Genomic DNA, 14,842 nt, shown 5'->3' with positions numbered 1-14,842 from the left:
AGGGCGCGGGGCGGGTCGTCACGGGGCGGCGGGGGTCAGCGCGCTCAGGGCGCGGGAGGTGGCGAGGGCGGACGCGAAGGCCGCCACCAGCGTCGGGTGGTAGACCATGTCGAACAGCTCGTCCGGTTCGCCCTCGGGCATCGCGCGCACCGCGGGCATCGCGCCGTCGGGCTGCTGGGCCGCGGCGAACGCCTCCCAGGCCCGCTCGTCCAGGGTGGGGCGGGGCAGGCAGGCGTCGACGACGAGGAGTTCGCCGAGCAGGTCCCAGCGCCGCAGGTCGAGCCAGTCGTCGATCCAGACCGGCAGCCAGGTGGCGAGGTAGTCGGCGAGGTGCGGGGGCAGGCCCTCGGGGCGCGCGCCCCAGTCGGTGAGGTGGAACACCGTGTGGGTGACGTCGTAGGCGATGTGCCCGCTGACGGTCCACGGTTCGGGGGTGCGGCCGAGCCAGGTCGAGCCGACGACGTCCGCCTCGGGGGTGCGCGGGGTGAGCCCGAAGCGCCGCTGGAACGCGGAGAGGCCGAGGCGCCGGGTGGGGTCCAGTTCCAGGGCCGCCCAGCTCTCCAGCCGGTGGTAGAGGACGGTGGCGCGCTCCACCTCGGGCTCGCTGTAGCCGAGTTCCTTGTAGGGCAGGTACACCTCGAAGGGGATGGGCGAGAGCGGCTCGACGCGCTGCCCGCGCACCAGCATGCGGCCGCCGTCCAGGGTGGTGCGCCAGGTGTGGTCCAGCAGCCGGCGGGCCAGTTCGGCCTGGCGGGCGCCGGCGACGCCCTCGCGGAACAGGACGCGGCAGATCAGGGCGAGTTCGCCGACCGGCTTGAAGCGCTCCAGGAAGCCCGTCTCCGGGTCGACGTCGGTCTCCAGGCGGAAGCCGTCCCGGCGGGCCCACAGCCACTCCAGGGCGCGCACCCCGACGGTGTGCATGAGGCGGGTGTCGGTCATCCGGGCACTCCTTCTCCCCTGGGTCCGCTGGGTCCGCTGCGTTCCCTGCGTTCCCTGTGTTCGCTGTGTTCCCCGGGTCCCCGGTGCCGGTGCCGCCCGTCGTGCGCGGGCGGCCGGCCGGGCCCGTCGGCGCCGGGGAGGCGGGTGACGGTCCGCGCCGCGGCGAAGGCCGCCATGAGCGTGGAGTGGTAGCAGCGCAGGAAGTCCGGCTCGGTGTCCGCGCCGTCCTGCGGAGCCTGCTGTTCGAGCGCGCCGGAGGGGAGCTGGGCTCGGGCGATCCGGGGCCAGACGTCCCGCAGCAGGGCGGGGTCGGGCGGTTCGGGCAGGCTCGCCGCGACGACGACGAGTTCGCAGCCGAGGTCCCACAGGCCGGCGTCGAGGCAGGTGTCGAGCCAGGACGGCAGCCAGTGGGTCAGGTAGGCGGCGAGGCCGGCGGGCAGACCGGCCGGGGCGCGGCCCCAGTCGGTGAGGTGGAACACGACGTGGGTGAGCGCGTACCCGCTGGAGCGTTCGAACGTCCACGGCTCGGGCAGTCCGCCCAGCCAGGTGCGCCGCAGCAGCGGGGCCGCGCGCTCCGGCCGGCGGATTCCGCTGCGCCGCTCGGCCTTGAGGACGCCGAGGCGGCGGGTGGGGTCCTGCTCGACGGAGCGCCAGCCCCGGGTGCGGGCGGTTGTGGCGGCGGCGGCCTCGTAGCCGGGGTGCCGCAGTCCGGCCGAGGCGAAGACGGAGTAGACCTCCAGCGGGTACGTCGCGAAGGGTTCCAGCCGCTGGAGGCGCGGGAACAGCTCACCCCGCCCGGTCTGCAGCCAGGCGAAGTCCAGCAGGGCGGCGGCGGGGGCGTGCAGGGGGTCCGCGGGCGTGGTGACGGCGCACACGCTCGCGCAGGTCTGGGCCAGTTCCCCGAGGGGTTTCCAGGTGGCGTCCACGTGGCCGTCCTCGGTGAGGGCGTCCTCGCCGAGCGCGAACGCGTCGCGGTGCGCGGACAGCCAGGTGAACGCGTCCGCGCCCACCTGGCGGATCCCGGGGACGTCCAGCGCCGTCATACGGTGGTCCCGGCGGCCCGCAGGACCCGTGCCGCCTGCACCTGGAGGGCGACCCGGGGGTCGCCGCCGCCCATCAGTTCCACGAAGTCCAGGCCCGCTTCGAGTCCGAGCGTGTCCGGGACGCCGTCGACGACGGTCAGCCAGCGTCCCGCCCCGGCGGCCTGCTGCCAGTCGCGGCGGCGGACCGCGCGGACGAAGCCGCGGGCGAGGTCGACCGGCCGGCGCCGGGCCGCGCGGGTCACCGCGTCGTCCTCGCCGGGCACGGCGAGGGGTGCCAGGACGGCGAGCTGATGGGCGAGCACCTGCCAGGACGCGGCGTCGAGCCACGCGGCGTCGGGCTCGGGGCCGTCGTCGCCGGGTGCGGGTTCGCCGAGCCGCAGCAGGGTGCGACGCATCGCCCGGTGGCTCCACGTGACCGTGGGCGCCGCGTCGGGCCGCGGGGGGTATGCCTCCGCCGTCTTCCGGAACACGGCAAGTGCCTCCGGGGCGGGGGGAGTCGGGAAGAGTACGTGGGGCAGGAGTACGTCCGCTCCCAGCACCCGCACGGCGGCGAGGGCGAGACTGCCCTCGACGTCGTCCATGGCCGCCCCCGTGCCGGACATGCGCACGTGGTCCCCGCCCCGGAGGGCGGAGACCACGTCGGACGCAAGGTCCTGCACCGCGCCCTGCAAGAGGGCCGAAGTGCCTGACTGCTCCATTCTCAGCGGCTCCCGTTCGTCCGCTCAGCCCTTCTTGGGGCGAGGGGTCGGCGGGGACAGCAGCAGCTTGGTGTCCGCGGAGAGCAGCGCCAGGGCGGCGCACTCGCGACTGTCGCGGAAGACTCCGTCGGGCTCGGCGGGGTCGAGCGCCGCTTCGAGGTCCGTCCGGATGCCGGTCGTGTCCTTGATCGCCTTGTCCATGGAAGGCATCTCACCATCTCCTCTGGGGTCGGCCTTGGCCTTCACCATCCAGAGCACCACACAGTCACAGAGCACGCATCTTTTCCCACAAGCCCACATACGTCACTTCTTCAACATTCGGGACTTCCAGGAGCACCGGCGAGGGCTTCCGCCGGGGCCGTGCGAGGAGACATCGCCAACACCCCCGCCCCCTGGACCAGTTGGCACGGACACCCGGCCAATCCGCCGAAGCGCGGGCCCTGGTGGCCGCCCCCTCCGCCCCCTCCGCCCCCTCCGCCACCGCCGGGCCCTCGCCGGGCCGGCCGGTCGCCGGGCCGGCCGGTGGGGACCCGCACCGGAGAGCCCCCGCCGGCTCCTCCGACCGGCCGTTTCCCGGGGCGCGGGCCGGGACGCCCCCTCGGCCGGGAAGCCTCCCGAGCCCCCGGCCCGTGCCGTGCGGGTCGCGGGTAGGGTGGCGGGGTCACGGCCGGGCCGATGTCACACGGTGTGCCGTGCACAGCCCCGCCAGGGCACGGATTCCACCGAAGAGGAGGCTCCCGTGAGCAACACGGAGACCCGGCCCGCCGAACTGAAGTGCGGTGGCGAGGACCGGCCCGAGCGGGGCATCGAGGTCCTGGCCCCGCGCGAGGTGCCGCTCGGCGGCCCGCGCGCCATGACCGTCCGCCGCACGCTGCCCCAGCGGGCGCGCACCCTCATCGGCGCCTGGTGCTTCGCCGACCACTACGGCCCCGACGACGTCGCGCTCAGCGGCGGCATGCGGGTGCCGCCGCATCCGCACACCGGACTCCAGACGGTCAGCTGGCTGTTCAGCGGTGAGATCGAGCACCGCGACAGCCTCGGCAGCCACGCCTTCGTCCGGCCCGGCGAGGTGAACCTGATGACCGGCGGTCTCGGCATCGCCCACTCCGAGGTGTCGACGCCCCGCGCGACCGTGCTGCACGGCGTGCAGCTGTGGGTGGCGCTGCCCGCCGCGCACCGCGACGCCGCCCGCGACTTCCGGCACCATGTGCCGCGGCCCGTGCGTCTGGAGGGCGGCGAGGCCCGGGTGTTCCTCGGTTCGCTGGCCGGCGACACCTCGCCCGTGCCGACCTTCACCCCGCTGCTCGGCGCCGAGTTGCTGATCGACCCGGGCGCCACGCTGGAGCTTGCGGTGGCCGCCGGGTTCGAGCACGGCGTCCTCGTGGACACCGGGGAGGTGCGGCTGAACGGGACGCGGCTCGCGGCGGCCGACCTCGGCTACGCCGCCCCCGGACTCACCGCTCTCCGCCTGGGCAACACCTCGCAAGAGCGGGCCCGCGTGATCCTGCTGGGCGGTCCGCCGTTCGAGGAGGAGATCGTCATGTGGTGGAACTTCGTGGGCCGTTCGCACGAGGACATCGTCCGGGCGCGGGAGGCGTGGCAGAGCGAGTCCGACCGGTTCGGCCGGGTCGAGGGCTACGAGGGCGGCACGGGCCGCCTGCCCGCGCCGGAACTGCCCCGTGCCACCATCACCCCCCGGCGGAACCCGCCCCGCTGACGTCACACGGTGTGACTCGGGGCGGCACCGCCCGACGGCACGGACCGGGGCCGCCCCGGCGGCACGGACCGGCGCCTGCCCCGCGAAAGCCCCGCGTCCGGGACCTGCCGCCCCTCGTGGCGGCGGCGCCCCGAGGATCACGGTGTCTGACACCGTTCCGGGCCGGCTGCTCCCGGATCGCCGTCCCTCCCGCCCCGTTCCGGGCCGCCGTGTCACCGGGGGCGGCTGCCTATGATGGCGGGCTCAGGAGGCCGAGAACGAGGGGGAGACATGGTTTCCGGGACCCACACGGCGCACGCCATCGAGACGACCGCCGAGAGCCTCCAGGCCGACCTGGCCCGCCTGGAGACGCAGAAGCAGGCGCTGGAGCGGGAACTCGCGGCGGTCGTGGCCCATCTCTGCTCGGTGCGGCGGGCACTGGGCGCCCTGCGGCCGCTGCTGACGGCGCCGGACGCGGCGATCCCGGACCAGGCCCGTACCGCCGCGCACGCCGACCCCCGCGCCGCCGACCCCCGCGCCGCCGCCGACTCCGCGAAGCCCGCCTCGCGATCCGCCGGCTCCCCCGCGGCGAAGGGCCGCGGACGGGCGGGCACCGCCGGAGCGAGCACGGCCGGAACGGCCGCCGCGGACCCGGCGGGAGCGAAGGCGTACGGCAGGCTCACCGAGCAGATCATGCAGTACTTCGCCGGGGCCGGCGACACGGACGTACGGGCCCGCGACGTCGCGGCGGCGCTGGGGCGCGACACCGACAGCGGCAGCATCAACGCCGTACGCAGCACCCTCGACCGGCTGGTCGCCGCGTCCCGGGTCCGGCGCACCGGCCGGGGCCTGTACCGCGCCGGCCCGTGAGGCGGACCGGGCCGCCTTCCGGACGCCATCCGCCGGGCCGACCGCCGCGCCGCCCCGGATCCGCGCCCGCGCGCCCCGTTCCCGCACCCGTCCCCCGGCCGCGCCTCGCCCGCCCCGTGGTGAACCTGGGAGCCGCACCGGCGAAATCGTTCCGCCGCCCGCCCACCGGAGGTTACCGTTCAGTAGACATCGTCGTCCCGGAGGTGCACCCCATGACGCCCGACCGTGCCGCCAGCCTCGCCGAGTCCGCCCGCGCGCTGGCCGGCGGGGAGGTGACGTCCCGGGCGCTGGTCGCCGAGTCGCTGGCGCGGATCGCGGCGACGCAGGGCTCGCTCAACGCCTTCCGGGTGGTGCGGGCCGAGGCCGCGCTCCTGGAGGCCGGGGCGGCGGACGCGCGGCTGGCCGCCGGGGAGCGGCTGCCGCTGCTCGGTGTGCCGGTCGCGGTGAAGGACGACATGAACGTGGCGGGCGAGCCGACCGCGTTCGGCTGCCGGGGCGAGTTCCCGCCGGTCGCGGAGGACGGGGAGGCGGTACGGCGGCTGCGCGCGGCGGGTGCCGTGATCGTCGGCAAGACCAACACCTGCGAGCTGGGCCAGTGGCCCTTCACCGAGGGACCGGCGTTCGGCGCGACCCGCAACCCCTGGCACCCCGATCACACGCCGGGCGGCTCCTCCGGCGGCTCGGCGGCGGCCGTCGCCGCGGGTCTGGTGCCGGCCGCGCTGGGCTCGGACGGCGCAGGCTCGGTGCGCATCCCGGCCTCCTGGACGCATCTGATCGGCATCAAGCCGCAGCGCGGCCGGATCTCCACCTGGCCGCGCGGCGAGTCCTTCAACGGGATCACCGTCAACGGCACCCTCGCCCGCACGGTCGCCGACGCGGCCCTCCTGCTGGACGCGGCGGCCGGCAACCACGACCTCGACCCGCACCGGCCCGCACCGGTCGACGCCCGTGCCGCCGCGGACCGCGACCCCGGCCGGCTGCGCATCGCCCTCGCGCTGAAGCCGCCGTTCACCGCGGTGCCCGCCCGGCTGCGGCCCGGCGTCCGCGCCCGGGTCGTCGCGCTCGCCGAGCGGCTGGCCGCGTCGGGCCACCACGTCGAGGAGGCCGACCCGCCCTACGGGCAGATCGGGCTGGCCTTCGTCCCGCGCGCCACGGCGGGTATCGCGGAGTGGGCCGACGACGTGCCCTTCCCCGCGCTGCTCGACCCGCGCACCCGCAGCGCGGCGCGGCTCGGCAGGCTGCTGGGCGGTGCCCCGCTGCGGGCCGCCCGACGCGCGGAGGCGGCGCTGCACCGGCGTATCGGCCGGTTCTACACCTCCTACGACGTCGTCCTCGCCCCCACCACCGCGGCTCCCCCGCCCCGGATCGGCGCGCTGCTCGGCCTCGGCGGGTTCGCCACCGACCGCGCGATGATCGCCGCCTGCCCCTACGCCTGGCCGTGGAACGTGCTGGGCTGGCCCGGCGTCAACGTGCCCGCCGGTTTCGTGGACGGGCTGCCGGTCGGCGCCCAACTGCTCGGCCCCGCCGACAGCGAGCCGCTGCTGATCTCGCTGGCCGCGCAGTTGGAGTCGGAGCTGCGCTGGCACGAACTGTGGCCGCCGCAGCGGGGCGAGAACGCGCCGAGCGTGGTCGCCTGAGCCCCGGTCCGCCCGGCGGCGGCCGAGGCCCCGCCCGCCGGCCGTGGACGACGCGTCGGTGGCCGGGCTCACGGGCCGGGTCACGGGAACGGCCGGTCCGGGTCACGGGAACGGCCGGGCAGGGTCACGGGAACGGTCGGGCGGGGGACTCGTCGGCGAGGTGACCGTGCGGGTGCGGAGGTGACCGTGCGGGTGTGCGGCGGCGCCGAGCACGTCCTCGCCCCTCCGGCCCCCGGCACCGGGCGCGGACCGGCGCCCTCGCCGGGAACCGGGAGGCCGCCGGGAACCGGGAGGCCGCCGGGAACCGGGAGGCCGCCGTCGCCCGGCAACTCGCCGGGAACCGGCCGCAGATCGTGCGGACCGGGGCGTCCGCCTCCGGCAGCGTCGACACCACGGCGGACCGGTTCGCCGAGGCGCCGGCCAGGGGCGGCACCGGACCGGGCCCGCCCCGGCGGCTGTTGGCGCCGGTGGACGGGAACGAGCGGGCGCACAGGGCCCCTTCGCCGCTCGACGGGCTCGCGGAGCCGGAAGGCGGCACCGGCGGAGCAGCCCCCGCGCGCGTGCGCACAACGGCAGCGCCTAAGGTGCCTCCGTGAGCACGTTCACCGACGACGTCCCGGGCCGGAGCGGCCCCGACGCCACCACAGAGGCCGACCCGCGCGCGGTCGGCAGGGTGCGCACCGAGTACTCCCCCGCGCACGACGGCGACCCGGACCCCGGGGAGATCGTCTGGACGTGGGTGCCTTACGAGGAGAACGACGGACGGGGCAAGGACCGCCCCGTGCTCGTGGTGGCCCGGGAGGCCGCCGGCACGCTCCTCGCCGTGCAGCTGTCGAGCAGGCGGCACGACGGGGACCGCGAGTGGGTCGCCCTCGGCAGCGGCCCCTGGGACCGCTCGGGGCGCGACTCCTGGGTGGACGTCGACCGGATCCTGCGGCTGCACGAGCGGGGCATGCGCCGGGAGGCGTGCGCCCTGGACCGGGGCCGCTTCGACCTGGTCAGGCGCCGGCTGTACGAGCGCTACGGCTGGACCTGAGCGCCGCCGCCGGGCAGCCGCGTCGGGAACGCGCGGGCGAACGCGGCCCGCGCCGGGCTGTCCGGCGTACGGTCGAGGACCGCGAACACCACGTGCCCGAAGGCCCCGGCGAAGCGTCCGCCCGGCCCGAGCAGGGCCCGGAAGGCGCCCGCCACCTGCGCCGGGTCGTTCGCGAAGACCCCGCAGCCCCAGGCGCCGAGGACCAGCCGCCGGTAGCCGTGGGCGGCGGCCGTCTCCAGGACCCGCTCGGCCCGCCGGGCGAGCGCGTCCGGCAGCTCGGCCGCCCGCTGCGGGGCCGTACGCCGCACGACGCCCGCGTTCGGGGCGGCGGCGGTCAGGAAGCCCACCGGGAACGGCTCGTCCAGCAGGGCGCCGCGGTCGTCGCGGAAGACGGGTACACCGGGTGAGTGGATGACGCGGTCGGTGTAGAAGGGATCGCGGTGGGCGCGGTGGTGGTCGTAGAACGCGGGTGCCGCGAGCAGGCAGGTGTGCAGGGCCGAGGCCCGGCACAGGGCCTCCTCCTGGGCCTGTGCGCCGTTCAGGTATCCGCCGCCCGGGTTGCGGGCCGACGCGAAGTTCAGTACGGCCGGCCCCCCGCCCAGCCGGCGCGCCGCCTCCAGACTGCTCTCCCCCGTGACCTCGAAGGACGTGTGCGCCGCGGTGACCGGGGCCACCGGCACCGGCCCGGGTCCGTGGACGCGGGTGGCGGCGCGGGCGGCCTCGATCACCCGGACGACGGACACCTCGCGGCCGTCCGGTGCGCGGTAGCCGCCGGCCGCCACGATCCGCTCCGTCTCCCGCGCGATTCCGCGCAGCCGCGCGCTCATGGCGCCACCCCCGTGTGCGTCATGGCCGCGCGACCGCGCCGGCCGCGGCTGGTCTCCCCCGTCGTGCTCACCCCGGCATCGTGAGCGATGCTGGTGCTGCCACGCAACGGGGTTTGCGGGGGCGGCGGCCGTGGCGAACGGCCGGTGAACGGCCCGGCAGCGGCCGGAGAGCGGAGGTCACCGACCCGGAACACGCCGATTCGCGCCCTTGTGCGAAGCGAAGAGAGGGTCTTGGGTGGGACGGGTGTGCCGCCCCGGCCCTCGGCATCCGGGGGCCGCCGGCATCGTGGACTCTCAGGAGGATCCCGACATGTCCGATTCGGTAAGCGACTGTACGGAGCCACCGCGCACCGCGGTCACCGAGGCCGAGGTGGAGGCCCTGGTACGGGGCATCTGCTTCAAGACCGGCCCGCCCCGCACCCTCGGGGTCGAAGTGGAATGGCTCGTCCACGAGCTGCGTGACCCGCGGCTCCCCGTGACACCCGAACGACTCGAAGCGGCCTACGCCGCACTGCGGACCGTGCCCCTGAGGTCGGCGCTCACGATCGAACCCGGTGGCCAGCTGGAGCTGAGCTCGCCGCCCGCCGCCTCCCTGATGGACTGCGTCGGCACCGTCTCCGCCGACCTCGACACCGCCCGCACGGTCCTGCGCGACCACGGCCTCGGCCTGGTCGGCCTCGGAAACGACCCCTGGCACACCCCGCGCCGGTTCCTGCGCGAACCGCGCTACGACGCCATGGAGACCTGCCTGGACCGGGCGGGCCCGGCAGGCCGGGCCATGATGTGCACCTCCGCCTCGGTCCAGGTGTGCCTGGACGCCGGGTACGAGGAGCCCGGCCCCCTCGGCCACGGCCGGCGCTGGTGGCTGGCGCACCAGCTGGGCGCGGTCCTCGTCGCGGCCTTCGCCAACTCCCCGCTGGCCGGGCGCGAGCCCACCGGCTGGCTCTCCACCCGGCAGCTGCTGTGGATGGAGATCGGCGCGGGCCGGGCGGGCGCGCCGCGGCTGAACGGCGATCCGCGCGCCGCCTGGGCACGGCACGTCCTGGACGCGCCGGTGATGTGCGTACGGCGCGACAGCGGTCCCTGGGACGTCCCCGAGGGCCTGTCCTTCCGGGAGTGGACCCGGTCGGGCGGACCCCGGCCGCCGACACGCCAGGACCTCGACTACCACCTCACGACCCTGTTCCCGCCGGTCCGGCCGCGCGGCCATCTGGAGCTGCGCATGATCGACGCGCAGCCCGGCGAGGACGGCTGGATCGTCCCGCTGGCCGTCACCAGCGCGCTCTTCGACGACCCGGAGGCCGCCGAGACCGCCTACCGGGCGGTCAAGCCGCTGGCCGAACGCGGCATCGCCGGTCCGGCGCCGCACAATCCGCTGTGGCTGGACGCGGCCCGCTCCGGCCTCGCCGACCCCGAACTGCGGGAGGTGGCGGCGGCCTGCTTCGCGGCGGCCCTGGAGGCGCTGCCCCGGATGGGCGCCGACACCCGGGTCGTGGACGCCGTGGCCGCGTACCGGGACCGCCATGTCGCGCGGGGCCGCTGCCCCGCCGACGACCTCCTGGACGAGCTCTACGGCACCGACCGCCCCCTGCACGGGAAGGACGACCGCACATGAGCGACCCCGCCCTCGACGCCGACGCGCTCCGCGAGCGGGCGCTGACCACGCTGACCACCGCCCGTGCCCGCACGACCCTGCTGACCTCGTGCGTCGACGACCCCGACCTGACCGCCCAGCACTCCCCGCTGATGTCCCCGCTGGTGTGGGACCTCGCGCACATCGGCAACCAGGAGGAGCAGTGGCTGCTGCGGGCGGTCGCGGGACGGGAGGCGATGCGGCCCGAGATCGACGGCCTGTACGACGCCTTCGAGCATCCGCGCGCCGCACGCCCCTCCCTGCCCCTGCTGCCGCCCGCCGAGGCCCGGACCTACGCCGGCGAGGTGCGCGGCAGGGTGCTGGACCTGCTGGAGGGCGCCGCGTTCCACGGGACGCGGCTGACCGAGGCGGGCTTCGCCTTCGGGATGATCGCCCAGCACGAACAGCAGCACGACGAGACCATGCTGATCACCCATCAGCTGCGCACCGGGCCCCCGGCCCTGACCGCGCCCGACCCGGACCCGGTACCGCTGTTCACGGGACCGGCCGAAGTACTCGTGCCCGGCGGCCCGTTCACGATGGGCACGTCGACCGAGCCGTGGGCGCTGGACAACGAACGCCCCGCGCACCGGCGGGAGGTGGCGCCGTACTTCATCGACACCACGCCGGTGACCAACGGCGCCTACCAGGCGTTCATCGAGGACGGCGGGTACGACGACGCGCGCTGGTGGACGCCCGCGGGCTGGGCGCACATCCGGCAGCACACGCTCCGCGCCCCGCTGTTCTGGCACCGCGACGGCCGGCAGTGGCTGCGCCGCCGCTTCGGCGTCACCGAACCCGTCCCCGCGGACGAGCCGGTGCTGCACGTGTGCTGGTACGAGGCCGACGCGTACGCCCGCTGGGCGGGACGGCGGCTGCCCACCGAGGCCGAGTGGGAGAAGGCCGCCCGGCACGACCCGGCGGGCGACCGCTCCCGGCGCTATCCCTGGGGCGACGCCGACCCCGGGCCGGAGCACGCCAACCTCGGCCAGCGGCATCTGCGCCCGGCGTCCGCCGGGAGCTATCCGCAGGGTGAGTCGCCGCTCGGGGTACGGCAGTTGATCGGCGACGTGTGGGAGTGGACGGCGAGCGACTTCGCGCCCTACCCCGGCTTCCGGGCGTTCCCGTACAAGGAGTACTCGGAGGTGTTCTTCGGCCCCGGGTACAAGGTGCTGCGCGGCGGCGCGTTCGCCGTGGACGCCGTCGCCTGCCGGGGCACCTTCCGCAACTGGGACCATCCGATACGGCGGCAGATCTTCTCCGGGTTCCGCACCGCCCGTTCCGCGGCGGACGCCTGATGTGCCGTCATCTGGCGTACGTGGGACCGCCGCAGCCGCTCGGCGCGCTCGTCGTGGCGCCCCCGCACGGGCTGTTCCGGCAGTCGTGGGCGCCCCGGCGGCAGCGGTACGGGACGGTCAACGCCGACGGGTTCGGGGCCGGCTGGTACGCGCAGCACGACCCGGTGCCCGCGCGCTACCGCCGGGCCGGGCCCATCTGGGCGGACCCGTCGTTCGCCGACCTCGCCCGCGTCGTGCGCACCGGGGCGCTGCTGGCCGCCGTGCGCGACGCGACGGTGCCCGGCGCAGACCAGGAGGCGGCAGCGGCCCCGTTCGCGGCGGACTCCTGGCTGTTCAGCCACAACGGCGCGGTGGCGGGCTGGCCGGCCGCGCTCGCGCCGCTCGTGGCGGCGCTGCCCGCGGTGGACCTGCTGTCGCTGGAGGCGCGCAACGACTCGGCGTTCGTGTGGGCGCTGGTCCTCGCACGGCTGCGGGCCGGCGACGAGGGGGGCCGGGCGCTGGCCGACACGGTCCGGGAGGTCGCCGAGGCGGCTCCCGGGTCCCGGTTGAACCTGCTGCTGACCGACGGCACGACGGTCACCGCGACCGCCTGGGGGGACACACTGTGGTACCTGTCCCGGCCCGGCGGCGGCACCGTCGTGGCCTCCGAACCGTACGACGACGACCCGCACTGGCGGGAGGCCCCCGACCGCACCCTCCTCACCGCGAGCGGCACCGAGGTGCTGCTGACCCCGCTGAAGGAGCCGAGCGGCGCACCGGCCCCCGCCCCACGCAAGGAGTCCCGCACGTGAGTCCGTTCCTGTTGACCCGCACCCTGCCCGAGGACGCCACGGGCGCCGCCCTGCGCGAGGACGTCCTCAAGGGCCTGACGAGCACACCGAGGTCACTGCCGCCGAAGTGGTTCTACGACGCCCGGGGCAGCGAACTCTTCGATCAGATCACCGAGTTGCCCGAGTACTACCCCACCCGCGCCGAGCGGGAGATCCTCGTGGACCGGGCCGGTGAGATCGCCGCCGCGACCGGTGCCCGCACCCTGGTGGAGCTGGGCTCGGGCTCGTCGCGCAAGACGCGCCACCTGCTCGACGCGCTGACCGGGCTGGACACCTACGTCCCGGTGGACGTCAGCGGGAGCGCGCTCACCCGGGCGGGCGAGGCGATCGCCGCCGAGCGGCCGGGACTCGGCGTGCACGCGCTGATCGCCGACTTCACCGGCGGGCTGGCCCTGCCGGACACTCCCGGGCCGCGGCTGCTGGCGTTCCTCGGCGGCACGATCGGCAACCTGCTGCCGGCCGAACGCGCCGCGTTCCTCGCCTCGGCGCGGTCCCTGCTCTCCCCCGGCGACACGCTGCTGCTCGGCACGGACCTGGTCAAGGACGAGCGGGTCCTCGTCGCCGCCTACGACGACGCGGCCGGGGTGACGGCCGCGTTCAACAAGAACGTCCTGGCGGTCGTCAACCGTGAACTGGGCGCCGACTTCGACCCGGACGCCTTCGCGCACGTGGCGCTGTGGGACGCCGGGAGCGAGTGGATCGAGATGCGGCTGCGCGCGCTGGCGGCGCAGACCGTGAAGGTGCCCGCGCTGGACCTCGCCGTCGACTTCGCGGCCGGGGAGGAACTGCGCACGGAGGTGTCGGCGAAGTTCCGGCGGGACGGCGTACGCGCCGAACTCGCGGCGGCCGGACTGGAGCTGGCCCACTGGTGGACGGACCGCGAGGGCCGCTTCGCGCTGTCGCTGAGCGTGGCGCGGTGACGGACGGCTCGCGCGAACCGGTGCCGTGGGGCACCGTGGAGTGACGCGTGTGAGAGGAGCACCCAGATGTCGAACCACACCTACCGGGTCACGGACATCGTCGGCACCTCGCCGGACGGGGTGGACCAGGCGATCCGCAACGGCATCGAGCGTGCCTCGCAGACCCTGCGCAACCTGGACTGGTTCGAGGTGACCGACGTGCGCGGCCAACTCGGCGACGGCCTGATCGCGCACTGGCAGGTGACGATGAAGGTCGGCTTCCGGCTGGAGGACTCCGCCTAGCGCCGCCGCCCGGCGGGGGCGTACGGTCCCGCCCCTCCCCGGCTCCGGCCGGGGAGGGGAATGCCGCGCGCTCCCCGGTGTTCACCCCGGTATGGGTTCCGCGATCGCCTCCGCCCGCTTCTCCGTCCTCGACCGCTCCCGCGTCCGCGAGGGCCGGCCGGCCGCGGAGGCGCTGCGCGACACCGTGCGGCTGGCGCGGGAGGCGGAGGCGCTGGGCTACCACCGCTTCTGGGTCGCGGAGCACCACGGCGTGCCCGGCGTCGCCGGGTCCGCCCCGACCGTGCTGGCCGCCGCCGTGGCCGCCGCGACACGGACCCTGCGGGTCGGCACCGGCGGCGTGATGCTGCCCAACCACCGGCCGCTGGTGGTGGCCGAGCAGTTCGGCGTGCTGGAGTCGCTGTTCCCGGGCCGCATCGACATGGGGCTGGGGAGGTCGGTGGGCTTCACCGACGGGGTGCGCAGGGCGCTGGGGCGGGACAAGGAGGACGCGGAGGACTTCGCGGCGCAGCTCCAGGAGCTGCTGGGCTGGTTCCGCGGCACCTCGCCGACCGGGGTGCGCGCCCGGCCCGCGGAGGGGCTGACCGTGCCGCCGTTCGTGCTGGCCATGGGCGAGGGCGCGGACATCGCGGCCCGCGCGGGGCTGCCCCTGGTGATCGGCGACCTGCGCGACGGGGAGCGGATGCGGCGCGGGATCGACCACTACCGGGCGCGGTTCGCCCCGTCTACGTGGGCGGCGGAGCCGTACGTCGTGGTGTCGGGCACGGTCGCGGTGGCCGCGACGCCCGAGGAGGCCCGGCGTCTGCTGGTGCCCGAGGCGTGGGCGATGGCCCACGCGCGCACCCGCGGCACCTTCCCGCCGCTGATGCCCGCCGCACGCGTCGAGGCGCTGCCGATGAGCGGCAGGGAGCGCGAACTCTACGAGCGCGGCCTCACCGGTCAGATCGCGGGCACCGAGGAGCAGGTGGCGCACGAGCTGGAGGCACTGCTGGAGCGGACGGGGGCGCAGGAGGTGCTGGTGACGACCAGTACCCATGACCGTACGGCGCTGCTGGACTCCTACCGGCGCCTGGCCCGCGTCGTCGGCGCCCGCTGACGGCCGCGGGGGCGGGCGCCGGGTTCGCCCCCGGGGCCGG

The 14,842-nt window shown here is 76.1% G+C and carries 15 protein-coding genes and 1 pseudogene; 11 read left to right on the top strand and 5 right to left on the bottom strand.

The window, feature by feature from the left end:
* Positions 1-18: 18 nt before the first annotated feature.
* Genes SZN_RS29370 through SZN_RS39880 form a run of 4 tightly spaced genes read right to left on the bottom strand, consistent with a single transcriptional unit; the run spans position 19 to position 2,890 of the window.
* Positions 19-939, bottom strand: coding sequence for a DUF6895 family protein (locus SZN_RS29370; protein WP_007502138.1), 921 nt, complete (start codon positions 937-939; stop codon positions 19-21).
* Complete coding sequence (locus SZN_RS29365; protein ID WP_007502136.1) at positions 936-1,982, bottom strand: DUF6895 family protein; 1,047 nt, start codon at positions 1,980-1,982, stop codon at positions 936-938. Before SZN_RS29365 ends, SZN_RS29370 begins: the two co-directional genes overlap by 4 nt.
* The gene (locus SZN_RS29360) at positions 1,979-2,680 is read right to left on the bottom strand and encodes a hypothetical protein (protein WP_043733815.1); all 702 of its coding nucleotides are present in this window, start codon (positions 2,678-2,680) and stop codon (positions 1,979-1,981) included. The genes SZN_RS29365 and SZN_RS29360 overlap by 4 nt, the downstream gene beginning before the upstream one ends.
* A 24-nt stretch (positions 2,681-2,704) precedes the next feature.
* A complete protein-coding gene (locus SZN_RS39880) occupies positions 2,705-2,890 on the bottom strand; it encodes a hypothetical protein (RefSeq protein ID WP_167546335.1) in 186 nt (61 codons plus the stop codon).
* A gap of 529 nt (positions 2,891-3,419) precedes the next feature.
* Between SZN_RS39880 and SZN_RS29355 the strand changes: the two genes are divergently transcribed.
* From SZN_RS29355 to SZN_RS29335, 5 genes and pseudogenes are all read left to right on the top strand, one after another.
* Positions 3,420-4,397 (top strand): pirin family protein, encoded by a 978-nt coding sequence (locus SZN_RS29355; RefSeq protein WP_007502131.1) that lies wholly within the window; start codon positions 3,420-3,422, stop codon positions 4,395-4,397.
* Between the two features lie 270 nt (positions 4,398-4,667).
* Positions 4,668-5,246, top strand: coding sequence for a hypothetical protein (locus SZN_RS29350; RefSeq protein ID WP_007502130.1), 579 nt, complete (start codon positions 4,668-4,670; stop codon positions 5,244-5,246).
* Positions 5,247-5,458: 212 nt separating this feature from the next.
* Positions 5,459-6,883 carry an amidase gene (locus SZN_RS29345; protein WP_007502128.1) on the top strand — a complete coding sequence of 475 codons (1,425 nt, stop codon included), beginning with the start codon at positions 5,459-5,461 and terminating at the stop codon, positions 6,881-6,883.
* Between the two features lie 43 nt (positions 6,884-6,926).
* A pseudogene (locus SZN_RS42860) lies at positions 6,927-7,129 on the top strand (hypothetical protein); the annotation flags it as partial.
* Between the two features lie 346 nt (positions 7,130-7,475).
* Positions 7,476-7,919 carry a type II toxin-antitoxin system PemK/MazF family toxin gene (locus SZN_RS29335; RefSeq protein WP_007502126.1) on the top strand — a complete coding sequence of 148 codons (444 nt, stop codon included), beginning with the start codon at positions 7,476-7,478 and terminating at the stop codon, positions 7,917-7,919.
* Here the strand turns inward: SZN_RS29335 and SZN_RS29330 are convergent.
* The gene (locus SZN_RS29330; protein ID WP_007502125.1) at positions 7,904-8,746 is read right to left on the bottom strand and encodes a TIGR02452 family protein; all 843 of its coding nucleotides are present in this window, start codon (positions 8,744-8,746) and stop codon (positions 7,904-7,906) included. The genes SZN_RS29335 and SZN_RS29330 overlap by 16 nt on opposite strands.
* Before the next feature lie 310 nt (positions 8,747-9,056).
* Here SZN_RS29330 and egtA point away from each other — a divergent pair, with 310 nt between their 5' ends.
* From egtA to SZN_RS29300, 6 genes are all read left to right on the top strand, one after another.
* Positions 9,057-10,361 carry an ergothioneine biosynthesis glutamate--cysteine ligase EgtA gene (gene egtA / locus SZN_RS29325; RefSeq protein WP_007502124.1) on the top strand — a complete coding sequence of 435 codons (1,305 nt, stop codon included), beginning with the start codon at positions 9,057-9,059 and terminating at the stop codon, positions 10,359-10,361.
* Positions 10,358-11,677 (top strand): ergothioneine biosynthesis protein EgtB, encoded by a 1,320-nt coding sequence (gene egtB, locus SZN_RS29320; protein ID WP_007502123.1) that lies wholly within the window; start codon positions 10,358-10,360, stop codon positions 11,675-11,677. The genes egtA and egtB overlap by 4 nt, the downstream gene beginning before the upstream one ends.
* The gene (egtC, locus tag SZN_RS29315; RefSeq protein WP_007502122.1) at positions 11,677-12,468 is read left to right on the top strand and encodes an ergothioneine biosynthesis protein EgtC; all 792 of its coding nucleotides are present in this window, start codon (positions 11,677-11,679) and stop codon (positions 12,466-12,468) included. The genes egtB and egtC overlap by 1 nt, the downstream gene beginning before the upstream one ends.
* Positions 12,465-13,427, top strand: coding sequence for an L-histidine N(alpha)-methyltransferase (gene egtD / locus SZN_RS29310; protein WP_007502120.1), 963 nt, complete (start codon positions 12,465-12,467; stop codon positions 13,425-13,427). Before egtC ends, egtD begins: the two co-directional genes overlap by 4 nt.
* Positions 13,428-13,493: 66 nt before the next feature.
* Positions 13,494-13,709 (top strand): dodecin, encoded by a 216-nt coding sequence (locus SZN_RS29305; RefSeq protein WP_007502118.1) that lies wholly within the window; start codon positions 13,494-13,496, stop codon positions 13,707-13,709.
* A 91-nt stretch (positions 13,710-13,800) separates the two neighbouring features.
* The gene (locus tag SZN_RS29300; protein WP_007502116.1) at positions 13,801-14,802 is read left to right on the top strand and encodes an LLM class flavin-dependent oxidoreductase; all 1,002 of its coding nucleotides are present in this window, start codon (positions 13,801-13,803) and stop codon (positions 14,800-14,802) included.
* Positions 14,803-14,842: the final 40 nt, after the last annotated feature.

The sequence above is a fragment of the Streptomyces zinciresistens K42 genome, assembly GCF_000225525.1.
GTDB lineage: Bacteria > Actinomycetota > Actinomycetes > Streptomycetales > Streptomycetaceae > Streptomyces > Streptomyces zinciresistens.
This window is presented reverse-complemented; position numbering and strand designations above follow the sequence as displayed.